Below are 19,306 nucleotides of genomic sequence, written 5' to 3' on the forward strand. Positions count from 1 at the left end.
GTGACAAGTTGGAAAGGCTCGGGCGAAGGCCGAAGGTCGGCAGGCGGGCAGGACCGCTCAGGTCTGCACGTGCTGCGCTTCGCGCTCGCGCTGACCGGCAAGCGGATCGCGCCGCACGAGCAGCATGTGAATCTGGCGTGCGTCGCCGCGCAGAATTTCGAAGATCAGATCGTCGATGCGAACCTTCTCGCCCCGGTGCGGCACGCGCCCGAAATAATGCGTGACGAGCCCGCCGATCGTATCCACTTCTTCGTCTGAATAATGCGTGCCGAAGGCCTCGTTGAACTGCTCGATCTCGGTCAGCGCGCGCACGCGAAAGCGTCCGTCCGGCGACGCGATGATGTTGCCGCTTTCCTCGTCGAAATCGTATTCGTCCTCGATGTCGCCGACGATCTGCTCCAGCACGTCTTCAATCGTAATCAGGCCGGCCACGCCGCCGTATTCGTCGACGACCACCGCGAGGTGATTGCGATTCACGCGAAAGTCGTGGAGCAGCACATTCAACCGCTTCGATTCGGGGATGAACACCGCGGGCCGCAGCATGCCGCGCACGTCGAACTCTTCCTCGGCGTAGTAGCGCAGCAGGTCTTTTGCGAGCAGCACGCCGATCACGTTGTCGCGATTGCCTTCGTACACCGGATAGCGCGAGTGCGCTTTTTCCAGCACGTAAGGGATGAATTCGGCGGGGTTGTCCGCGATGTTGATCGCGTCCATCTGCGCGCGCGGCACCATGATGTCGCGTGCGCTCAGTTCGGAGACCTGGAATACGCCTTCGATCATCGACAGCGAGTCGGCGTCGATCAGGTTGCGCTCGTGCGCGTCCTGCAGGATTTCCAGAAGTTCGGCGCGCGAGTCGGGCTCGGGCGAGATGAAGTCGGTCAGACGCTCGAGCAGCGAGCGCTTTTCGTGCGGTTTGTCGGTTTGGCGTCGACTGGGATACGTGTCGTTCATGGTAGTGCGCCCGGCAAGACTGGGCGCGCTGTTGCAGAGCATTAAGGATACACCAGGCACATGGCAGGACCGTGTCCCACCCGGCCGGGCGATGAATGAAACCGGGCTGACAGGGTCCGACGCAAGCGGCGGGCCGTGGGTCAATCCTAACTGATTACGCGGTGAAAAGCGTCCTGGAGAAAAAACCCGGGCGCTTCACGGAACAATCGCGGAACATTCGCGAAACGAACGGCGGAGCGAAGGGCGCTTTCTTTCATGCGATTTCGCGCGTGCTCGTTTGCTCGTGATTGCGGCGAAAAGAGTGCATCGCAGGTTCGATGGCGCGGCTATTCGCCAGTTGCGGTCTGCGCGTTGCGTCCGCATGTGGCGCTTCGGCGTACGCGCTCACAGCTTCGTCTGCGGCTGTGTGCGAAGCTCGCCGCCGCTTGAGTCGCCGCTTGAGTCGCCGCTTGAGTCGCCGTTCGCCTCCGTCCCATCACTCGCAGCCTGGCAGCGCGCGAGCAGCGCTTCCAGCGCGCGATCCGGCATGCCGCTTTCGCGCAGCGCGTGAACCGTGCGGCTCACGTACTCGAGCGTCGTGCCGTAGCGGCCGCGCGCGCAGCCGAGCACCGTTTTGACGACCTCGTCGCCGAGCTTGCCGGTGTACGTCGGCACGTCGCGGCGCATCACGAACGCAAGTGCGTCGACGCGCCGGCCGTCGGCGAGCACACAGGGCAGCCACGCGGGCCGGTAGGAACCCATCGGCATTTCGCGGCGCCACAGCGCCTCGAGATGCGGCATCGCGCCTTCTGCCGCGAGACGAAACGCGATGCCCGTACACGAGCCGCCGCGATCGAGCGCGAGCACAAGCCCCGGCTGCTCCGGCGTGCCGCGATTCACGCGCGACCACAAATACAGCCCGCGGTGATAGCCGTGCACCTTCGAGCGCGTGGCTTCGACAGTGGGCAGTCCAGGGTTCCAGATCAGCGAGCCATAGCCGAAGAGCCACAAGTCGCTTTGCCGGTCCCAGTCACGCAGCGTGCATTCCAGCGACGCGCGCAGTTCTTCGTCGGTCAGCAGCCGCGACTCGCCGAGCGCGGGCGGATAGTCCGGGCAGGGCGGCCGGGCGTCAGTGTCGGCGTCGGAAGGAAAGGAACTCACGGTTCGGTTCGGGCAGCGTGCAGTGGTTAAAGGTTAGCGGCTAACAGTCAAGGGTCAACGGTCAACGGTAGGGGTCGGGAAAGCCGAGCTTGCCGAGAATCTCGGTTTCGAGCGCTTCCATTTCCTCGGCTTCTTCTTCGACTTCGTGGTCGTAGCCTTGCGCATGCAGCGTACCGTGCACGAGCAGATGCGCGTAATGGGCGACGAGCGGCTTGCCCTGCTCGGCGGCTTCCTTTTCGACAACCGGACAGCAGAGGATCAGATCGCCAGTGACGGGATCGTCCTCCGACTCCGCGTATGCAAACGTCAGCACGTTCGTCGAATAGTCCTTGCCGCGATACGTGCGATTCAGCGTGCGGCCTTCCTCGGCGTCGACGAAACGCACGGTCAGCTCGCCGTCGGCGAAAAGCGCGGCCTTGATCCAGCCGGCCACCGTCGCGCGCGGCAGCACGGCCTTGTGTTCGGGCCACGCCTTCGCGGCCGGGAATTGCAGATTCAGCGTCAGTTTCGGGGCGCGGCTCATGCTTGTTCGATGTCTTATCAGGCGAGGTGTTGCGCGCTGCGCTGTGCGTCGGGCCGCATCAACGCGAATCCGCGGGGCTGGCGGTCTTCTGCGAATGCGCGTCGTAGGCCTCGACGATTCGCGCGACGAGCGGATGGCGCACCACGTCCGCGCTGGTAAAGCGCGTGAGCGCAATGCCGCGCACGTCCGACAGCACCTGCTGCGCCTCGATGAGCCCGCTCTTGTGGCCGCGCGGCAAGTCGACCTGCGTCGTGTCGCCGGTCACCACGGCCTTCGAGCCGAAGCCGATCCGCGTGAGAAACATCTTCATCTGCTCGGGCGTGGTGTTCTGCGCCTCATCGAGAATGATGAACGCGTGATTCAGCGTGCGCCCGCGCATGTACGCGAGCGGCGCGATCTCGATCATCTGCCGCTCGAACATCTTCGCGGTCTTGTCGAAGCCGAGCAGATCGTACAGCGCGTCGTACAGCGGACGCAGGTACGGATCGACCTTCTGCGCGAGATCGCCCGGCAGAAAGCCGAGCCGCTCGCCGGCTTCGACGGCCGGCCGCGTCAGCACGATGCGCTTGACCTGATCGCGCTCGAGCGCGTCCACGGCGCAGGCCACCGCCAGATACGTCTTGCCGGTGCCCGCCGGGCCGATGCCGAAGGTGACGTCGTGCGAGACGATCTGCTTCAGATAGTCGCGCTGCGCCGGCGTGCGGCCGCGCAGATCGGCGCGCCGGGTGTAGAGCTTCGGACCGAGTTCCTCGGCGTCGTCTTCGAGAAGATCGGCGGGCTGGTCGAACGGATGGTCGGGGTTGCCCGGAAAGCCAGGCTCGCCGGCTTCGTCGCCATTGCCGTTGCCGTTCGTGCGATGCCGCGCCGGGTGGCGCACTTCGACGAGCGCGAGCTGGATGTCGTCGACCGACAGCGGATCGCGCGCGTTGTTGTAGAAGTTTTCGAGCGCGGTGAGCGCGAGTTTCGCGCCGCGCCCGCGGATCGTGATGCGGTGTCCGCGGCGTTGCAGCGTCACGTCGAGCGCCTGCTCGATCTGCCGCAGGTTTTCGTCGAGCGGTCCGCAGAGGTTGGCGAGCCGCGCGTTGTCGTCGCGCGGAGCGGTGAATTCCAGATGCGGCTGAGTGGTTTTCAAGGCGATGAGTCGATCCTGTCGGTTTCAGTACGCGGGCGGCGGCGGCCGGCTTGCAGTTTTACGTTCGCGTGGCGCCGCGCGCGTGGCGTCAATGGTCGGTCATTGGTCAGTCAATGGGTGGCGGCGCTCGCACCGTTTTCTGCATTGTCGTGCACCAGCACAAGCTCGCCACGCAGCGAATGTGGGTACGCTTTGACGATTTTCACGTCGACCATCTGACCGGTCAGCCGAGCATGCGAAGCCAGCGGCGCCGGGAAATTCACCACGCGGTTGTTCTCCGTGCGGCCCGCGAGCTCGTTCGGGTCCTTGCGCGCCGGACGCTCGACCAGAATACGCTCCACCTTGCCGACCATCGAATCGCTGATGCGCTGGACGTTTTCCTCGATCGTGGCTTGCAGGTGTTGCAGGCGCTTCAGCTTCACTTCGCGCGGCGTGTCGTCGTGCAGGTTCGCAGCCGGCGTGCCCGGACGCGGACTGTAGATGAATGAGAAGCTCGTGTCGTACTTCATCTCGTGCACGAGCGCCATCATCTTGTCGAAATCTTCTTCGGTCTCGCCGGGAAATCCGACGATCATGTCAGTGGACAGCGACAGGTCCGGGCGAATCGCCCGCAGCTTGCGGATCACCGACTTGTACTCGAGCACCGTGTAGCCGCGCTTCATCGCCATCAGAATGCGGTCCGAACCGTGTTGCACCGGCAGATGCAGGTGGCTCACGAGCTTCGGCACCTTCGCGTAGGTGTCGATCAGACGCTGCGTAAATTCCTTCGGGTGCGACGTGGTATAGCGAATCCGTTCGATGCCCGGAATATCGGCGACGTATTCGATCAGCGTCGCAAAGTCGGCGATTTCCGACGAGCCGACGGTCAGCGCGCCGCGATAGGCGTTCACGTTCTGACCCAGCAAAGTGACTTCGCGCACGCCCTGATCGGCGAGACCGGCAATTTCCGTCAGAACGTCGTCAAGCGGACGGGAGACTTCTTCGCCGCGCGTGTAGGGCACGACGCAGTAGCTGCAGTACTTGCTGCAACCCTCCATGATCGACACGAAAGCGCTCGGGCCTTCCACGCGCGCGGGCGGCAGATGGTCGAACTTTTCGATTTCGGGAAACGAGATGTCGACCTGCGCGCGGCCGCTTTCGCGGCGCTTGTCGATCATTTGCGGCAGACGGTGCAGCGTTTGCGGGCCGAACACCAGATCGACATAAGGCGCGCGCGCGACGATGGACGCGCCTTCCTGGCTCGCCACGCAGCCGCCCACGCCGATGATCAGGTTGGGATTGGCTTCCTTCAGCTCGCGTACGCGGCCGAGGTCGGAGAACACTTTTTCCTGGGCTTTTTCGCGCACCGAGCAGGTGTTGAACAGAATCACGTCGGCGTCTTCGGGCGTGTCGGTCTTGACGAGGCCCTCAGCCGCGCCGAGTACGTCGACCATCTTGTCGGAGTCGTACTCGTTCATCTGGCAGCCAAAGGTCTTTACATAAACTTTCTTGGTCATCGAATTTCGCCGGTCGCAGTGGTTAACCTGGGGGCGCTGTATAAAGGGTCGAGGAGAGGCGAAAACGTGCGCGATGTCCGTGGGACGGGGCTTCTGGTCGCCGTCGGCTGGGCTTTAGCCGCAGCCCGCGCGCGCTTGCCGCGTAACGCAATATTATAGCCCTTCGCCGGATAGGGCCTCGCGGCTGATATCGGTCTCCGGCGCCTCCAGCGCTGCGGGCGGCAAGCCGAGCAGGCCTTCCAGTTCGTCCGATACCTGCGCGAAGCGCTCGCTCAGAAAATCCAGCAGCACGCGCACGCGCGGCGCCATGAAGCGGTTGCGGTGGTAGAGCGCGTGCAGCGGCGCGTCCGGATAGCGCCATTCGGGCAGCAGGATTTTCAGGCCGTCCGCGCGCAGATCCGCTTCCACGTCCCACATCGACTTGATCACGATGCCGTAGCCGCGCAGCGCCCATTCGCGGGCGACGGCGCCGTCGTTGGTCTCGCGCGCGGTTTCGAGCGGCACCGTGTAGTTCTGCACTTCGTCACCGCGCGTGAACCGCCATTCGTTGGCCGGCCCCGAGCCGGTGTTGAGTACGATGCAGTCGAAATTGGCGAGATCGTGCGGATCTTCGGGCTCGCCTTTGCGCGAGATGTATTCCGGCGACGCGCACAGCACGCGCCGGTTCGGCGCGAGCTTGCGGGCGACGAGCGAGCTGTCTTGCGGCACGCCGAAGCGGATCGCGAGGTCGATGTCCTCCTGCACGAGATTCGACAGCGAGTCCGACAGCGTGAGCGCGAACGTCACTTCAGGGTAGAGCGCGTTGAATTCGTCGAGCCAATGCATCAGCAGATTGCGGCCGAAGTCCGAAGTCGCCGACACGCGCACCTTGCCGCGCACCACGCCTTGTCCAGCCTGGAGCGCGGCTTTCGCGTCGTCCAGCGATTGCAGCGCCTGGCGGCAGCAGTTCAGATAGAGACGGCCTTCGTCGGTGAGCCTCAACTGGCGGGTCGTGCGTTCGAAAAGCCGCGCCTTCAGGCCGGCTTCGAGCTTGGCGAGGCGCGCGCTCGCGGCGGCGGGCGTGAGACCCATTTTGCGGCCCGCCGCGGACAAGCTGCCTTGCTGCGCGGCCTCGACAAAGAGGCGAATGTCGCCGAGATTATCCATCGCTCGCTTCAAATGGCGTTTGAAAATGCTTCAAATGCTACGCCAATTATCAAATGGCCGCCGCGCGCCGACAATTCGTTTCTCGAAAACTCATGTGGCGCTGAGCGCCGCCGGAAATCATGCAACTGGATCACGCGACCATCGTCACGGCCGATCTCGACGCGGCCCGCCGTTTCTTCGTCGATATTGCCGGCTTGACGCAAGGCGCGCGTCCGCCGTTTTCCGTCGACGGCTACTGGCTCTACGCCGACGGCCGGCCGGTCGTGCATCTGGTCGAGGCGAGCGCACCGGACCCGTCGCTACGCGCGGCGCCGCGCATCGACCATATCGCCTTCCGTCTGGAAAGCGCCGCCGAATGGCAGGCGCTGCTCGCGCGCCTGCGCGCATCCGGCGTCGTCTATCGGACGGCGCAAGTCCCGCCGATGGCCCCGCAAGAAGCCGCCATGCAGATTTTCGTGGCGCTCGCGCCGGGCGTCGCCATCGAGTTCGTGACGGCGCTGCATCACGCTCAACCGTAAAACCAACCGTAAAACTTCGAACCTGCAAGCTGGAGAACAACAATGCCGATTCCACTACTCGCGCTGGCGATCAGCGCCTTCGCGATCGGGACCACCGAGTTCGTCATCATGGGCCTGCTGCCCGAAGTCGCGCGCGATCTTGCCGTGTCGATTCCATCGGCGGGACTGCTCGTGAGCGGCTATGCGCTCGGCGTCGCCGTGGGCGCGCCGCTGCTTGCGGTCGTCACGAGCAGAATGCCGCGCAAGCTCGCGCTGCAGTTGCTGATGGGCGTGTTTATCGTCGGCAATACACTGTGCGCGATTGCGTCGAGCTATTCGGTGCTGATGATCGCGCGCGTCGTGACCTCGTTCGCGCACGGCTCGTTCTTCGGCATCGGCGCGGTGGTGGCGGCGTCGCTCGTGCCGTCGGAAAAGCGCGCGAGCGCGATTGCGCTGATGTTCACCGGCCTCACGCTCGCGAACGTGCTCGGCGTGCCGTTCGGCACGTTCGTCGGCCAGGAGTTCGGCTGGCGCGTCGCCTTCTGGATTGTCAGCGCGTTCGGCGTGCTGTCGCTGGCGGGCGTGACGGCGCTCGTGCCGAATCGCCACGATTCCGCCCCGGCCGGTCTCGGCCATGAAGTGCGCGTGCTGAAGGACCCGCAAGTCTGGACCGCGCTCGCGATGACCGTGCTCGGCTTCGGCGGCGTGTTCGTCGTGTTCACGTACATCGCGCCGATTCTCGAGCAGGTGAGCGGCTTCTCGCCGCGCGCCGTCACGCTGATTCTCGTGCTGTTCGGCGTGGGATTGACGATCGGCAACACCGTGGGCGGCAAGCTAGCGGACCGCGCGCTGATGCCTTCGCTGATGGCCATTCTCGCGGCGCTTGCCGTCGTGATGGCGCTGTTCGCCCGCACCAGCCATTCGCAGGTGGCCGCGGCGGTCACCGTGTTCGTGTGGGGCATCGCCGCGTTCGCGACCGTGCCGCCGTTGCAGATGCGCGTGGTCGAGAAGGCGGCCAAGGCGCCGAATCTCGCGTCGACGCTGAACATCGGCGCGTTCAACGTCGGCAATGCGGGCGGCGCGTGGCTCGGCGGTCTCGTGATCGACCACGGCCATTCGCTCGATACGTTGCCGTGGGTCGCGGCGGCGGTGAGCTTGAGTGCGTTGCTGCTGACGTGGTTCGCATCGCGCATGGACACGCCGGCATCCGATGAAGCGCGAAGCGGCGTGCAGGTGCGCGAGCGGGCGTGAGTCCTGGCGAGGCGTGCACGCGGAGGCCGTTGCACGCCATCACAGCCGCAATCGCAATCGCGACCACAACCAAACGCGCACTGCGCTCCGCATATGAAAAATGCGCACAAGCTTTGCGAAAAGCGTCCTCCGCAATACTGATAACAGTGTGAAGATAACTTCGTTGGGCGCTGCGGGGCGCGATGCTATCTTGCTTCCACTAACTGTTTGCCCGCCGCCCGGCGGCGCTTCTGGAGGCAATCATGCATTCCCCGCTTGCTCTGGTCCGCGATCCCACGGCCGATACCGATGCGCCGCCGCGTGCCGCTGAACCTTTCGACGCGCTCGAACATCTCGTCGGCGTGAATCTCGCGCGTTTGCGCGCGGAACGTCAGTTGTCGCTCGACGCATTGGCCCGCGCGTCCGGCGTATCGCGCGCGATGCTCGCGCAAATCGAATCGGCGCGCAGCGTGCCGTCCATCAAGGTGCTGTGCAAGGTGGCCGCCGCGTTGAAGGTGTCGGTCGCGGCCTTCCTGCGACGTCACGCGACGAACGGTTTCGAGCACTTGCCGGCGGAGCGTTCGTCGCGCATCGTCAGTTCCAACGGACGCTATTCGGCTCGCCCGCTCTATCCCGACAACGAGCCGACCGCCGCCGAATTTCACGAGCTGCGCATCGCGCCGTTGCACACGGAAGCGGGCGTGCGCCGCGCGCCTGGCACGACGGTCAATCTCGTCGTCAGCGAGGGCACGCTCGAGGTCAGCGTGCACGATCAGCGCCAGTTGCTGGCAACGGGCGACGCGATCGTGTTCGACGCCGATCAGCCGCATAGTCTGCGCAATCCCGGCGACACCGAAGCGCGCGCGTTTCGAGTGACGCTGAAGGCCGAGACGCCGCCGCGCTGGGACGTGCCGGCGCAGCACGACACGTCGCGCGAGGCTGCGCCCGTTTGATCGAATGCGCCGCATAGGCGCCGCCCGGGCGCGAAACCCGTCCGGGCAGTAGGGGTTGCGCTGCGGTTCGCGCGCGACTGTTGTATGCTTGGCCCGCCGGTTCGTCCGGCAATCAGTGCGTCTTCAGGGCGGGGCGAAATTCCCCACCGGCGGTATGCCGGCAGCGCGAAAGCGCAGGCCGGCGAGCCCGCGAGCGCCCGCAATAGCGCGGTTTTCAATCGACCGAAAGCCGCCGCGGGGTCAGCAGATCTGGTGAGAAGCCAGAGCCGACGGTCACAGTCCGGATGGAAGAAGATGTGCAGATAGTCATGTTCGTTTCCGTGGCGCCGCTCGCATGTCGGAGTGGTGCGCGAACGCCGCCTGCATCGTGAGGCGGCGCTGCACGGCGCGTCTTTGTCTGTTTGCAATGCCCTGAAACGTTTCTCGCCCAACTTTTGCGATGAGCGTTTCAACCATGTCCTTTGCTACTTTTCCCGCTCCTTCGACGCTTGCGCACGACGCATTCGCCGATCTCCCGCTGCTCTCCACCGAAGCCGTTCCGCCGCGTATCGCCGCCGCCTTGCAAGCCATGCGCGAAGGCCGCGCCGTCGTGCTGCAAGACGACGACGACCGCGAGAACGAGGCCGATCTGATCGTCTCCGCCGAGCGTCTTTCCGTCGAAACCATGGCGCTGCTGATTCGCGAATGCAGCGGCATCGTGTGCCTGTGTCTGACCGACGACAAGGTCCGCGCGCTCGAACTTCCGCCGATGGCCGTCAATAACGAAAGCCGTCACGGCACCGCGTTCACGGTGTCGATCGAAGCGCGCGAGGGCGTGACGACCGGCGTGTCGGCACTCGACCGGCTGACGACGATCTGCGCGGCGATTGCCGATAACGCGAAGCCTGCCGACATCGTGAGCCCCGGCCATGTGTTCCCCTTGCGCGCGATGCCGGGCGGCGTCCTCGCGCGTCGCGGACATACCGAAGGCACCGTGGACCTCGCGATTCTGGCGGGGCTCAAGCCCGCTGGCGTGCTCTGTGAATTGATGAACGCCGACGGCACGATGACGCGCGGCGCCGACGTCGAACGCTTTGCCGCAAAACACAATCTGCCGATGCTGACGATTGCGGAGCTGGCCGAGTTTCGCCTGGCGCTGACGCAGGCGCGCGAATGCGTCGAAGAGGCTTGAATTCAAGGTGAATTCAAGGCGGTGAGCGGCGTGGCGCGTGAAGTGGGCGGTTCTCTGAACCGCTACGACTGCACGTCGCCGAACTCGCCGCGCACACCTGCGTCGATTAACGCCGGCAATTCGTCCATGTGCTGCATGATCCGCGTGATGCCCATGTTGCGCAGCGCGTCCGCGTAGCCGTCGGGAATATGGCTCGCGCCGACAAACGCGATCGTCTTCATTCCCGCCGCGCGCGCCGCGTTCAAGCCCGCCACGCTGTCTTCCACGACGATGCATCGCGATGGATCGACGCCGAGCGTCTGCGCGGCGAACAGGTACACGTCAGGGAACGGCTTCGGCCGCGCGACCTGTTCCGCGCTGAACACGCGATCGCCGAAAATCTGCTGCAATCCGGCGCGCCGCAGCGATGCGGCGACGCGCGACATGCGGCTGTTCGACACCACGGCGGCCGGCAGCGTCACACGCTGCAGCGCGTCGCGCACACCGTTGATCGGACTAAGCGACGCAGCGAGCGCGAGTTCGACGTTGTGCTCGATCGTGTTCAGAAAATCGGCCGGCAGCGTGATGCCGAACGTGGTCTCGATGCCTTCGAGAAAGCGCGAGGTTTGCTGGCCAAACGCCGTCTTGACGATAGGCTCGAAGTCGAGGCCCGGAAACGTAGTCGAGAGCGTCTCGTACATGACGCGGTCGGCGATGACTTCACTGTCGACGAGTACGCCGTCGCAGTCGCAGATAAGGTGGTCGATCATGCGTGGAGGAACCGGAAAGCGGTGGCGCGCGCAGACGCCATAGCCACGAATAGCCGGCTCATGCGCGCGGTGTGAAAGCGCCATGATACGTGCTTCGGCGGCGCTTTCACTCCATCGCATCGCATTGCGTTGCTCGCGATTCGCGAGCGCGCCGCGCTCAACGCGCGTGCAGATACAGATAAAGCCCCGCCGCGACCGCGCCGCCGACGAGCGGACCGCACACGGGAATCCACGCGTAGCGCCAGTCGCTGTCGCGCTTGCCGGGGATCGGCAGCAGCGCATGCATCAGACGCGGCGACAGATCGCGCGCGGGACTCATCGCGTAACCCGTCGGTCCGCCGAGAGAAATGCCGATGCCGAGCACGAGCAGTCCGACCGGCAGCGCGTCCAGCGCGCCGAGCCCGACTTGCGGCGAAGCGAGATACAGCACGCCGAGAATCAGCACGAACGTGGCGATCATCTCTGTCAGCAGGTTGTGCGGCACGCTGCGAATCGCGGGCGCGGTGCAGAACACGCCGAGCTTGACGTCGGCGTCGCCTTCCTTCGCGAAGTGCTGCCGATACGCGACCCACACGAGCAGTGCGCCCGCCATGCCGCCGAGCATTTGCGCGGCCACATAACCGGGCACCTTGGCCCACGCGAACTTGCCCGCGAGCGCGAGGCTGATCGTCACGACCGGATTCAGGTGCGCGCCGCTGTACGAGGCCGTCACGTAGACCGCGATGAACACGGCCATCGCCCAGCCCATGACGATCACGATCAGGTCCGCGCCTTTGCCCTTGGTGCGTGCAAGCAGCACGTTGGCGACAGCGCCGTCGCCGAGCAGCACGACCAGTGCCGTGCCGATGAATTCCGCAATGTAAGGAGACATCGTTGGTTATCCGAAATATTGTTGTTAGGGAAGCCGCGAGGCGGGCGGCTTCGTTGCGGCTTTATCTCAGGTTGGCGTTAGCCCTGCAGAACGTTCACTCGTGAATAGCGCCGCGCGCAAGCTCAGGAGCTGGAGGGCGCATCGGCCCAGGCTTTGGCGGCGCGAATCGCGCGCTGCCAGCCGTCGAGGCATTCCTTCACGTCCTCTTTGCCGAGCGCGGGCGTAAAGCGTCGATCGAGCTTCCACTGGCTTTGCAGTTCGCCGACATCTTTCCAGTAGCCGACGGCGAGCCCCGCGAGATACGCGGCGCCGAGCGCCGTGGTTTCCGACACCTTGGGACGCACCGCGTCGACGCCGAGAATGTCGGCCTGGAATTGCATCAGCAGATTGTTCGCGCATGCGCCGCCGTCCACGCGCAATTCGCCGATGCGAATGCCGGAGTCGGCCTCCATCGCCTTCAGCACGTCGAGCGATTGATACGCAATCGAATCGAGCGCCGCGCGCGCGATATGCGCGGACGTCGTGCCGCGCGTCACGCCGAACAGCGTGCCGCGAGCCCGCGCATTCCAGTGCGGCGCACCCAGGCCGGCGAACGCGGGCACCAGATACACGCCGTCGCAATGCGGCACGCCGCGCGCGAGCGTTTCGATTTCAGCCGCGTTCTTGATGATGCCGAGACCGTCGCGCAGCCATTGCACGACCGCGCCGCCGATGAAGATGCTGCCTTCGAGCGCGTAGTTGATCTGATCGCCGATCTGCCACGCAATCGTCGTGACGAGATTGTTCTTCGATTCGATTGGCTTGTCGCCGGTGTTCATCACGAGAAAGCAGCCGGTGCCGTAGGTGTTTTTCACCATGCCCGACTCCGTGCACATCTGGCCGAACAGCGCCGCATGCTGGTCGCCGGCGATGCCCGCGAGCGGAATCTTCGACGCGAACACCGTGGTCTTGGTCGGCCCATACACTTCCGACGAAGGACGCACTTCCGGCAGCATGCTGCGCGGAATGTCGAGCGCGTCGAGCAATTCGTCGTCCCATTTCAGCGTGTGGATATTGAAGAGCATGGTGCGCGATGCATTCGTCACGTCGGTGACGTGCAGGCCGCCCTTGGTGAAATTCCACACGAGCCAGCTATCCACCGTGCCGAATGCGAGGCGGCCTTGCTTCGCCTTGTCGCGCGCGCCTTCCACGTTGTCGAGAATCCAGCGAATCTTGGTCGCCGAGAAATACGAGTCGATCGGCAACCCGGTCTTCGCACGCACGCGGGCTTCGAGTCCCTGCTCCTTGAGCTGGTCGCAGAAGTCGGCGGTGCGGCGGTCCTGCCAGACGATCGCGTTGTAGATCGGATGCCCGGTTTCGCGGTCCCACACGATCGTCGTTTCGCGCTGATTCGTGATGCCGATGGCGGCAATCGACGTGCCGTTCATGCCGGCGCGCGTGACGGCTTCGGCGGCGACGCCCGCCTGCGTCGACCAGATTTCCTGCGGATCGTGCTCGACCCAGCCCGGCCGCGGATATATCTGCTCAAACTCCTTTTGCGCCGTCGACACGACATTGCCGAGGCGGTCGAACAGCATCGCACGCGAACTGGTGGTGCCCTGGTCAAGCGCGAGGATGTACTGATCCTGCATTGTCTCTTCTCCATGCATTTTATGAGTCGCCGTGACAGCTCGAATAGCTTAAGCGGTTCAAGCAGCTCGAGCAGTTCAGGCTGCGTGCCGGCGACGGGAACGGCTTGTCGTTTCCAGCGCGCCGCAACGGAGTCCGCGCGTGCGCGTGGCCGAACGAGCCGAAGGGTAAAGCGGTTGTGTTCGGTCTTGTTCGGTTTTCTTGTTACGCGCGCTGTCGCTCGGGTTCGTGTGCGAACCATGCGTCGATGTCGCGCGTGATCGCGTCGAGCGTGCCCGGCTCGACGTGAAGGCCGAGTTTCGAGCGGCGCCAGAGAACGTCCTGCGCGCTGCGCGCCCATTCGACGTCGCGCAGATAAGACAGCTCGGCCTCGTAAAGACCCGGCGCGAACGCGTGGCCGAGATCGGCGAGCGAATGCGCATGGCCGATCACCTTCGTCACACGCGTGCCGTAAGCGCGCGCGAGGCGATGCGCGAGATCGTCGGGCAACCATGCGTAATGCTGCTTCAGCTCGGCGAGGAAGCGCTCGAAGTTCGCGTGCGCAATATCGCCGCCTGGCAACGACGCGCCGGCCGTCCACGACGGCGCACCTTTGCCGAGCGCGGCCGCGAGTTTGTCGACGGCTTCTTCCGCGAGCTTGCGGAACGTCGTGATCTTGCCGCCGAACACCGATAGCAGCGGCGCTTCGCCCGCGGGCGCGTCGAGTTCGAGCGAGTAGTCGCGCGTGACGGCCGACGGATTGTCGGCGCCTTCTTCTTCGAGTAGCGGCCGCACGCCCGAGTAAGTCCAGCGCACATCGGCCGGCGAGATCTTCTGCCTGAAATAGCGATTGATCGAGTCGCACAGGTACTGCGTCTCGTCGGCGGTGATCGCGACCTGCGCGGGGTCGCCGCGATATTCGATGTCGGTCGTGCCGATCAGCGTGTAGTCGTGCTCGTACGGGATCGCGAAGATGATCCGCTTGTCCGGGTTCTGGAAAATGTACGCGTGGTCGTGCTCGAACAGCCGCCGCGTGACGATGTGGCTGCCTTTGACGAGCCGCACGCTGTGCGACGCCGCGCGGCCCAGCGCGCCTTGCAGCAGTTCGCCGACCCACGGGCCGGCGGCGTTGGCGATCGACGCGGCACGCACGTCGAGGGTCGTGCCGTCCGCGCGCCTGAGTTGCGCGCGCCATTCGCCGCCGGCGCGCACCGCGCTCAGCAGCTTCGTGCGCGTGAGAATCTTCGCGCCGTGCTCGGCAGCGTCGAGCGCGTTGAGCACGACGAGGCGCGCGTCGTTGACCCAGCCGTCCGAGTACACGAAGCCGCGCTTGATCGATTCGACGAGCGGCGCGCCGGCCGGATGATCGCGCATCACGATGCCGCGCGAGCCGGGAAGCAGCTCGCGCCGTGCGAGGTGATCGTAAAGAAAGAGGCCCGCGCGGATCAGCCAAGCCGGGCGCAGATCGGGCATGTGCGGCATCACGAAGCGCAGCGGCCACATGATGTGCGGCGCGGCGCGCAGCAAGGTCTCGCGTTCCTGCAATGCTTTGCGCACGAGCCCGAACTCGCGGTACTCGAGGTAGCGCAAGCCGCCGTGAATCAGCTTGGTGCTCGCGGACGATGTATGCGCCGCCAGGTCGTCCTGTTCGCAAAGCAGCACGGACAGTCCGCGGCCGGACGCGTCGCGCGCGATGCCCGCGCCGTTGATCCCGCCGCCCACGACGAGCAAATCGTATTTCGTGCCTTGCGTCACCTGCTGCGTCTCCTGCGGCGTATGGGAAGCGGTCTGAAAATCGACCGAACGGCTCGTGTTCGTTTTCGAACTTTAATGAACATATTCGAAAAAGTAAAGTTCGTGGTGCCTGAGCGCGACTCTATCGAATGGCTAGGGTAGTGGCGCGACGCGCGGCCACGGACGATACTCTTGGCACTGGCCATTTCTGGGTGAATTTCATGCGTGGACTTTTCATGGCGGGCGCCGCTGCGTTGCTCGCAGGGTGCGTCGCTTCGCCGAGCCTCACTGGAACGATGGGCGCACCGTCGTTCGTTTCATTGCAGCAGATGTGCAGCGCGCAGACTGTCGATTACGGCAACGACGCGCAGGGCGTGTATGCGACGCTGTTCGATGCGTATGTGGCGAACCGGCGTGGGCGCTTGTCGAAGGACGATTACTGCGCGTTCCAGGCGTCGATTGCGCAGCGCTACACGAGCCAGGGCGCAAGTGCGGACCCGCAGCTTCGTAATCAGTGGGTCGCGTTCTTTACCGAGCAGCGCGCGCGAGCGATCAGTTGGCGCGCGGCGGTGGACCCGACTTTGCGGAGTGGTTGAAGGCGCGGTGGGTCGCGTTGGGTTGTGTTGCGTTAGCGAACCAGGGCCGCAGGGCGCAAGTTTTGAAGCGTGCCAAATCGAAGCGGGCGCCGTTAAAGGCGCCCGCGTGGACACAAGCATAAAAGACGAAAGCGCTCGGCGGTCAGCCGCCGCGGCATTGCGTTGCCGCCAGCCGCGCGCGGCGATCGCCGTTCACCGTTCGGCCACAACCGGCGTCGAGCCCGACGATGCGCGGGTCGTTTTCAGGAAAGTCGTTTAATCGCTCGAAGTGCGCTATCGCCGGATTCCGTTACACGCCATTGTTCATTGCCCGAGGCGAGCCGCTCCAGTTGCACGAGCTGGCGTTCGAGGAGGGCGTCGAGTTCTTCTCGCTCCATGTCGACTTGATTGGGAGCGTCCTTGACGAGCAACAACGTGGCGAATTCGTGCGGACTCAGCATCGTTTCTCTCCATGTCAAGCAAACGCGGACAGCCTCGACGGCGACTGGCATCGAATGGCAGGGCCATTGCCAGGTGGTCCGCAAAAAATCGGGCGGGAGGTACGGCTTACGACAGTTTTGACTTCGCACCGGCGGCACGCGAGAGCGCAACGAACGCCGGGAACTGGAGTGTAGTCAAGCGAACGTTAAACACCAAACCGGCCCCTGCAAATTTTCCCTTTGACAATCAGGCGTCGCAGAGGCGGTTCGCGGCGGCGGGCAGATCCATGATTTCACTTGAAGTTCGGCGTGCACTGCAACATGCCGGCCAGCGCCGGGTCACGCGGCCACATACACCTGGCAATTGGCCGTATTGAGCGTTTCGACCATGTCGGCGGGCGGCGCGGCATCGGTGAAAAGTGCGTCGATCTGGTCGAGATGGCCCTGACGGACCAGCGCCGGGCGGCCGAACTTGGAGCTGTCGGCGGCCAGAAATACGGTGCGCGCGTGCTGGATGATGGCTTCGGCGACGCGCACTTCGCGGGTGTCGAAATCGCGCAAGGTGCCGTCGGTCTCGATGCTCGAGGTGCCGATGATCGCGAAGTCGACCTTGAACTGACGGATGAAGTCGATCGCCAGTTCGCCGACGATGCCCTTGTCCCACGGTCGCACGATGCCGCCCGTGACGAGCACTTCGCAATCGGGATAGCCGCTCATCATGCTGGCGACGTTCAGATTGTTAGTGATCACGCGCAGGCCGCGGTGCCGGTTGAGCGCGCGCGCGACTTCCTCTGTGGTCGTGCCGAGATTGATGAAGAGCGACGCCTGATCGGGAATGTGCGTGGCGACTAACGCGGCGATGCGCCGTTTCTCGTCGTGGAACATGCGCTGACGCGCGGTGTACGAGACGTTCTCGGAACTGGTCGGCAAACTCGCGCCGCCGTGATAGCGGCGCAGCAGGTTCATGTCGGCGAGCCAGTTGACGTCGCGGCGGATCGTCTGCGGCGTCACGTCGAAGTGGGACGCGAGGTCGTCCACGGTCACGAAGCCGTCGCGTTGCACCCACTCCAGCAGTTCCTGTTGCCGGGCGTTCAGCGTGAGGCGGGGATCTCGGGTCATGGTCTCGGGTCGTGAGTTTGTTATGGCGTCTGCCCGCGGCGGCGCGGGCAGGGCGGGAACGAGCGTGCGCGTATTGTAAGACCATCGCGGGGCGCGTCCGCCAACTCAGAGGATCGTCGCTATCTCCACGCCGTCATTCGCGAGCCGCCGTTACTCGCATTTCGCGAAGCAAGGCGAGCTTGCCGAGCCGGCTTTTTTGCCGGGCGCTGCAATCGCGCTTGCCTCACTGAAACTTTCGTCTATCGTGGAATTGGAACTGCGGCCAATCGGCACGGTCTGTGCTGGGTTGTCTGCAGACTTGCGAAACAGAGGCTAAGATGCAGACACAAGGGGTTAACTCTAATTCACGGCGCTGTATCCGACACGGCGAACCGCAACGCGAGGCAGCGCAATAGCAGCGGTTGCGAGCATGCTCCACGAGTCGATACAGCTTTCGGAGCAAGACACGATGCACACAGAGCTGAACCATGTCATGCCCTGGCGAATCGAGGACATCGACCTCACTCGGATCGACCGCCAGAAAGCCGTCGCAAATGAAGACCTGTTGTTGCTGCTGTGCGCCGCTTCGTTTATTGAAAGCGGTACTGATCTTTACACCAGTAATCTCAGCCAGTTCTTTAACGACGATCCCGAAGTTTCCGCGTGGCTCAACAACGAATGGGAGCCCGAGGAAATGCAGCACGGCCGCGCGCTCAAGACGTATATCGCGTACGTGTGGCCCGAATACGACTGGGACACCGCGTTCCGCAACTTCATGGACGAGTATTCGCTGACCTGTTCCGTCGAAGATTTCGAAAAGACTCGCGCGCTGGAAATGGTGGCGCGCTGCGTCGTTGAAACAGGCACCGCGACGCTGTATCGCGCGATCGGCGAGTGTTCGGACGAACCGGTTCTCAAGCAGATCACGGACAACATTCGCACGGACGAAGTCCGCCATTACAAGCACTTTTTCAAGTACTTCAAGAAGTACAACAAGATCGAGGGCAATGGCCGGCTCGCGGTGCTCGGCGCACTAATGCGCCGCGTGATGGAGATCAAGAACGAAGATTCGGAGATCGCCTTGCGTCACGTGTTCGCGATTCGTTATCCGGAACGCGTGCGCGATCAGGCGTATAACCGCGAGCGCGCCGCGCGCATCAACGCGCTCGTGCGGCGCAATCTGTCGGCGGACATGTGCGTGAAGATGCTGCTCAAACCGCTCGATTTGCCCGCGAAGATTCAACCCGGCGTGCACTATCCGCTCGCGAAGATCACGCAGCATGTGTTCTTTCGGTGAGGGCGTAGCAGGTTAGTGACGCATTGCTTAGGTCACGCGCGCAAACGCGCCGTCAAAGAAATGGCCCGCTCGATGCGGGCCATCTGCTTTTCGAGGCATGATGACGAATGCTTGCCTCTTAACCGGACCTTTGCGATGAGCGATTCCTCTCAGCCACAGCGCGCACTCGATCAGACTGCATTCGACGAATGGCCCGACTCGATTCGCGCGCTCTTCGACGGCTCGTCGCTCGCGAGCAAGACCGGCTTCACCGCGTCGCTCCTGACCGTCGACGTGAATCAGCACATTCGCACGTCACTGCTCGGCATCGGCGAGTTATACGCGCCCGATTCGCGCACGCTGTGCATCGCGCTGTGGCCGCAGGCGCGGGCGGCGCGCGCGATCGCACGGAGCGGGCGCGCGGCCTTGAGCTTCGTCTTCGACGACGTGTTCTACCAGGTGCAGTTGCTCGCCGCACCACTGCCTTCCGCGGACGGCGACGACAGCGGTCTCGTCTATATGAACTGCTCTATCGAGTCGGCGGAAACGCAAAGCGTGCAGTATGCGCGCCTGACGAGCGGCATCACGTTCGAGCTGGATGTTGGGAGAGAGAAGGTGCTCGACCGATGGGAACGGCAGGTCGAGCATTTGAAGCGAGCCGCGTCGTCGGGTGGGTGACTTGCGGCTCGCGTTCGTGTTGCGGCTGGGTTGTGGCT

At 64.1% G+C, this 19,306-nt stretch carries 19 protein-coding genes and 1 riboswitch; of the genes, 7 read left to right on the forward strand and 12 right to left on the reverse strand.

All coding sequences use genetic code 11. The annotated features are described in order from the left end of the window. Window positions 1-57: 57 nt before the first annotated feature. From BGRAMDRAFT_RS16475 to BGRAMDRAFT_RS16500, 6 genes are all read right to left on the reverse strand, one after another. Window positions 58-951 carry an HlyC/CorC family transporter gene (locus BGRAMDRAFT_RS16475; protein WP_006049922.1) on the reverse strand — a complete coding sequence of 298 codons (894 nt, stop codon included), beginning with the start codon at window positions 949-951 and terminating at the stop codon, window positions 58-60. Window positions 952-1,335: 384 nt separating this feature from the next. Next, window positions 1,336-2,091, reverse strand: coding sequence for a gamma-glutamylcyclotransferase (locus BGRAMDRAFT_RS16480; protein ID WP_006049923.1), 756 nt, complete (start codon window positions 2,089-2,091; stop codon window positions 1,336-1,338). A gap of 61 nt (window positions 2,092-2,152) precedes the next feature. Then, window positions 2,153-2,614 carry an rRNA maturation RNase YbeY gene (gene ybeY / locus BGRAMDRAFT_RS16485; protein WP_006049924.1) on the reverse strand — a complete coding sequence of 154 codons (462 nt, stop codon included), beginning with the start codon at window positions 2,612-2,614 and terminating at the stop codon, window positions 2,153-2,155. A gap of 58 nt (window positions 2,615-2,672) precedes the next feature. Continuing rightward, window positions 2,673-3,746 (reverse strand): PhoH family protein, encoded by a 1,074-nt coding sequence (locus tag BGRAMDRAFT_RS16490; protein WP_006049925.1) that lies wholly within the window; start codon window positions 3,744-3,746, stop codon window positions 2,673-2,675. Between the two features lie 110 nt (window positions 3,747-3,856). Beyond that, complete coding sequence (gene miaB / locus BGRAMDRAFT_RS16495) at window positions 3,857-5,242, reverse strand: tRNA (N6-isopentenyl adenosine(37)-C2)-methylthiotransferase MiaB (RefSeq protein WP_006049926.1); 1,386 nt, start codon at window positions 5,240-5,242, stop codon at window positions 3,857-3,859. 153 nt (window positions 5,243-5,395) lie between these two features. Further along, entirely contained in the window at window positions 5,396-6,388 is a 993-nt protein-coding gene (locus tag BGRAMDRAFT_RS16500) for a LysR family transcriptional regulator (RefSeq protein ID WP_006049927.1), read from the reverse strand. A 119-nt stretch (window positions 6,389-6,507) separates the two neighbouring features. On the opposite strand from BGRAMDRAFT_RS16500, the gene BGRAMDRAFT_RS16505 reads away from it, so the two are divergent. The 4 genes from BGRAMDRAFT_RS16505 (at window position 6,508) to ribB (ending at window position 10,239) form a co-directional block, all read left to right on the forward strand. After that, window positions 6,508-6,906 (forward strand): VOC family protein, encoded by a 399-nt coding sequence (locus BGRAMDRAFT_RS16505; protein WP_006049928.1) that lies wholly within the window; start codon window positions 6,508-6,510, stop codon window positions 6,904-6,906. Window positions 6,907-6,948: 42 nt separating this feature from the next. Continuing rightward, complete coding sequence (locus BGRAMDRAFT_RS16510; protein ID WP_006049929.1) at window positions 6,949-8,136, forward strand: MFS transporter; 1,188 nt, start codon at window positions 6,949-6,951, stop codon at window positions 8,134-8,136. Between the two features lie 242 nt (window positions 8,137-8,378). Further along, complete coding sequence (locus BGRAMDRAFT_RS16515; protein WP_006049930.1) at window positions 8,379-9,068, forward strand: helix-turn-helix domain-containing protein; 690 nt, start codon at window positions 8,379-8,381, stop codon at window positions 9,066-9,068. A 115-nt stretch (window positions 9,069-9,183) separates the two neighbouring features. Next, window positions 9,184-9,368: riboswitch (FMN riboswitch) on the forward strand. Between the two features lie 154 nt (window positions 9,369-9,522). Then, window positions 9,523-10,239: a 3,4-dihydroxy-2-butanone-4-phosphate synthase gene (ribB, locus tag BGRAMDRAFT_RS16520; RefSeq protein ID WP_006049932.1), complete on the forward strand. Its 717-nt coding sequence runs from the start codon at window positions 9,523-9,525 to the stop codon at window positions 10,237-10,239. Between the two features lie 62 nt (window positions 10,240-10,301). Here ribB and BGRAMDRAFT_RS16525 read toward each other — a convergent pair whose 3' ends face one another. The 4 genes from BGRAMDRAFT_RS16525 to glpD form a co-directional block, all read right to left on the reverse strand. Further along, window positions 10,302-10,988, reverse strand: coding sequence for an HAD family hydrolase (locus tag BGRAMDRAFT_RS16525; RefSeq protein WP_006049933.1), 687 nt, complete (start codon window positions 10,986-10,988; stop codon window positions 10,302-10,304). Window positions 10,989-11,145: 157 nt separating this feature from the next. After that, on the reverse strand, window positions 11,146-11,859 hold the full coding sequence (locus BGRAMDRAFT_RS16530; protein ID WP_006049934.1) for an MIP/aquaporin family protein: 714 nt from the start codon (window positions 11,857-11,859) through the stop codon (window positions 11,146-11,148). Between the two features lie 122 nt (window positions 11,860-11,981). Continuing rightward, window positions 11,982-13,490, reverse strand: coding sequence for a glycerol kinase GlpK (gene glpK / locus BGRAMDRAFT_RS16535; protein WP_006049935.1), 1,509 nt, complete (start codon window positions 13,488-13,490; stop codon window positions 11,982-11,984). A 202-nt stretch (window positions 13,491-13,692) separates the two neighbouring features. Next, the gene (gene glpD, locus BGRAMDRAFT_RS16540; RefSeq protein ID WP_006049936.1) at window positions 13,693-15,222 is read right to left on the reverse strand and encodes a glycerol-3-phosphate dehydrogenase; all 1,530 of its coding nucleotides are present in this window, start codon (window positions 15,220-15,222) and stop codon (window positions 13,693-13,695) included. Between the two features lie 200 nt (window positions 15,223-15,422). Here glpD and BGRAMDRAFT_RS16545 point away from each other — a divergent pair, with 200 nt between their 5' ends. Continuing rightward, entirely contained in the window at window positions 15,423-15,797 is a 375-nt protein-coding gene (locus BGRAMDRAFT_RS16545; protein ID WP_175130891.1) for a hypothetical protein, read from the forward strand. Between the two features lie 242 nt (window positions 15,798-16,039). Here BGRAMDRAFT_RS16545 and BGRAMDRAFT_RS16550 read toward each other — a convergent pair whose 3' ends face one another. Further along, complete coding sequence (locus BGRAMDRAFT_RS16550; RefSeq protein WP_006049938.1) at window positions 16,040-16,237, reverse strand: hypothetical protein; 198 nt, start codon at window positions 16,235-16,237, stop codon at window positions 16,040-16,042. A 318-nt stretch (window positions 16,238-16,555) separates the two neighbouring features. Beyond that, the gene (locus BGRAMDRAFT_RS16555) at window positions 16,556-17,335 is read right to left on the reverse strand and encodes a DeoR/GlpR family DNA-binding transcription regulator (RefSeq protein WP_006049939.1); all 780 of its coding nucleotides are present in this window, start codon (window positions 17,333-17,335) and stop codon (window positions 16,556-16,558) included. A gap of 448 nt (window positions 17,336-17,783) precedes the next feature. On the opposite strand from BGRAMDRAFT_RS16555, the gene BGRAMDRAFT_RS16560 reads away from it, so the two are divergent. Together BGRAMDRAFT_RS16560 and BGRAMDRAFT_RS16565 are read left to right on the forward strand one after the other, a co-directional pair. Then, on the forward strand, window positions 17,784-18,611 hold the full coding sequence (locus BGRAMDRAFT_RS16560; protein WP_006049940.1) for a ferritin-like domain-containing protein: 828 nt from the start codon (window positions 17,784-17,786) through the stop codon (window positions 18,609-18,611). Window positions 18,612-18,746: 135 nt separating this feature from the next. Continuing rightward, complete coding sequence (locus BGRAMDRAFT_RS16565; protein WP_006049941.1) at window positions 18,747-19,268, forward strand: hypothetical protein; 522 nt, start codon at window positions 18,747-18,749, stop codon at window positions 19,266-19,268. Window positions 19,269-19,306 lie beyond the last annotated feature (38 nt).

Source organism: Paraburkholderia graminis C4D1M, assembly GCF_000172415.1.
GTDB classification, from domain to species: domain Bacteria; phylum Pseudomonadota; class Gammaproteobacteria; order Burkholderiales; family Burkholderiaceae; genus Paraburkholderia; species Paraburkholderia graminis.

What these genes read in the sequence shown, in the direction of transcription:
- BGRAMDRAFT_RS16475 (WP_006049922.1), bottom strand. Translation starts at nt 951, where the DNA reads ATGAACGACACGTATCCCAGTCGACGCCAAACCGACAAACCGCACGAA.
- BGRAMDRAFT_RS16530 (WP_006049934.1), bottom strand. Translation starts at nt 11,859, where the DNA reads ATGTCTCCTTACATTGCGGAATTCATCGGCACGGCACTGGTCGTGCTG.
- ybeY (WP_006049924.1), bottom strand. Translation starts at nt 2,614, where the DNA reads ATGAGCCGCGCCCCGAAACTGACGCTGAATCTGCAATTCCCGGCCGCG.
- BGRAMDRAFT_RS16560 (WP_006049940.1), top strand. Translation starts at nt 17,784, where the DNA reads ATGCACACAGAGCTGAACCATGTCATGCCCTGGCGAATCGAGGACATC.
- BGRAMDRAFT_RS16525 (WP_006049933.1), bottom strand. Translation starts at nt 10,988, where the DNA reads ATGATCGACCACCTTATCTGCGACTGCGACGGCGTACTCGTCGACAGT.
- BGRAMDRAFT_RS16510 (WP_006049929.1), top strand. Translation starts at nt 6,949, where the DNA reads ATGCCGATTCCACTACTCGCGCTGGCGATCAGCGCCTTCGCGATCGGG.
- BGRAMDRAFT_RS16555 (WP_006049939.1), bottom strand. Translation starts at nt 17,335, where the DNA reads ATGACCCGAGATCCCCGCCTCACGCTGAACGCCCGGCAACAGGAACTG.
- glpK (WP_006049935.1), bottom strand. Translation starts at nt 13,490, where the DNA reads ATGCAGGATCAGTACATCCTCGCGCTTGACCAGGGCACCACCAGTTCG.
- BGRAMDRAFT_RS16500 (WP_006049927.1), bottom strand. Translation starts at nt 6,388, where the DNA reads ATGGATAATCTCGGCGACATTCGCCTCTTTGTCGAGGCCGCGCAGCAA.
- BGRAMDRAFT_RS16505 (WP_006049928.1), top strand. Translation starts at nt 6,508, where the DNA reads ATGCAACTGGATCACGCGACCATCGTCACGGCCGATCTCGACGCGGCC.
- BGRAMDRAFT_RS16515 (WP_006049930.1), top strand. Translation starts at nt 8,379, where the DNA reads ATGCATTCCCCGCTTGCTCTGGTCCGCGATCCCACGGCCGATACCGAT.
- BGRAMDRAFT_RS16550 (WP_006049938.1), bottom strand. Translation starts at nt 16,237, where the DNA reads ATGCTGAGTCCGCACGAATTCGCCACGTTGTTGCTCGTCAAGGACGCT.
- BGRAMDRAFT_RS16545 (WP_175130891.1), top strand. Translation starts at nt 15,423, where the DNA reads ATGCGTGGACTTTTCATGGCGGGCGCCGCTGCGTTGCTCGCAGGGTGC.
- miaB (WP_006049926.1), bottom strand. Translation starts at nt 5,242, where the DNA reads ATGACCAAGAAAGTTTATGTAAAGACCTTTGGCTGCCAGATGAACGAG.
- ribB (WP_006049932.1), top strand. Translation starts at nt 9,523, where the DNA reads ATGTCCTTTGCTACTTTTCCCGCTCCTTCGACGCTTGCGCACGACGCA.
- BGRAMDRAFT_RS16565 (WP_006049941.1), top strand. Translation starts at nt 18,747, where the DNA reads ATGAGCGATTCCTCTCAGCCACAGCGCGCACTCGATCAGACTGCATTC.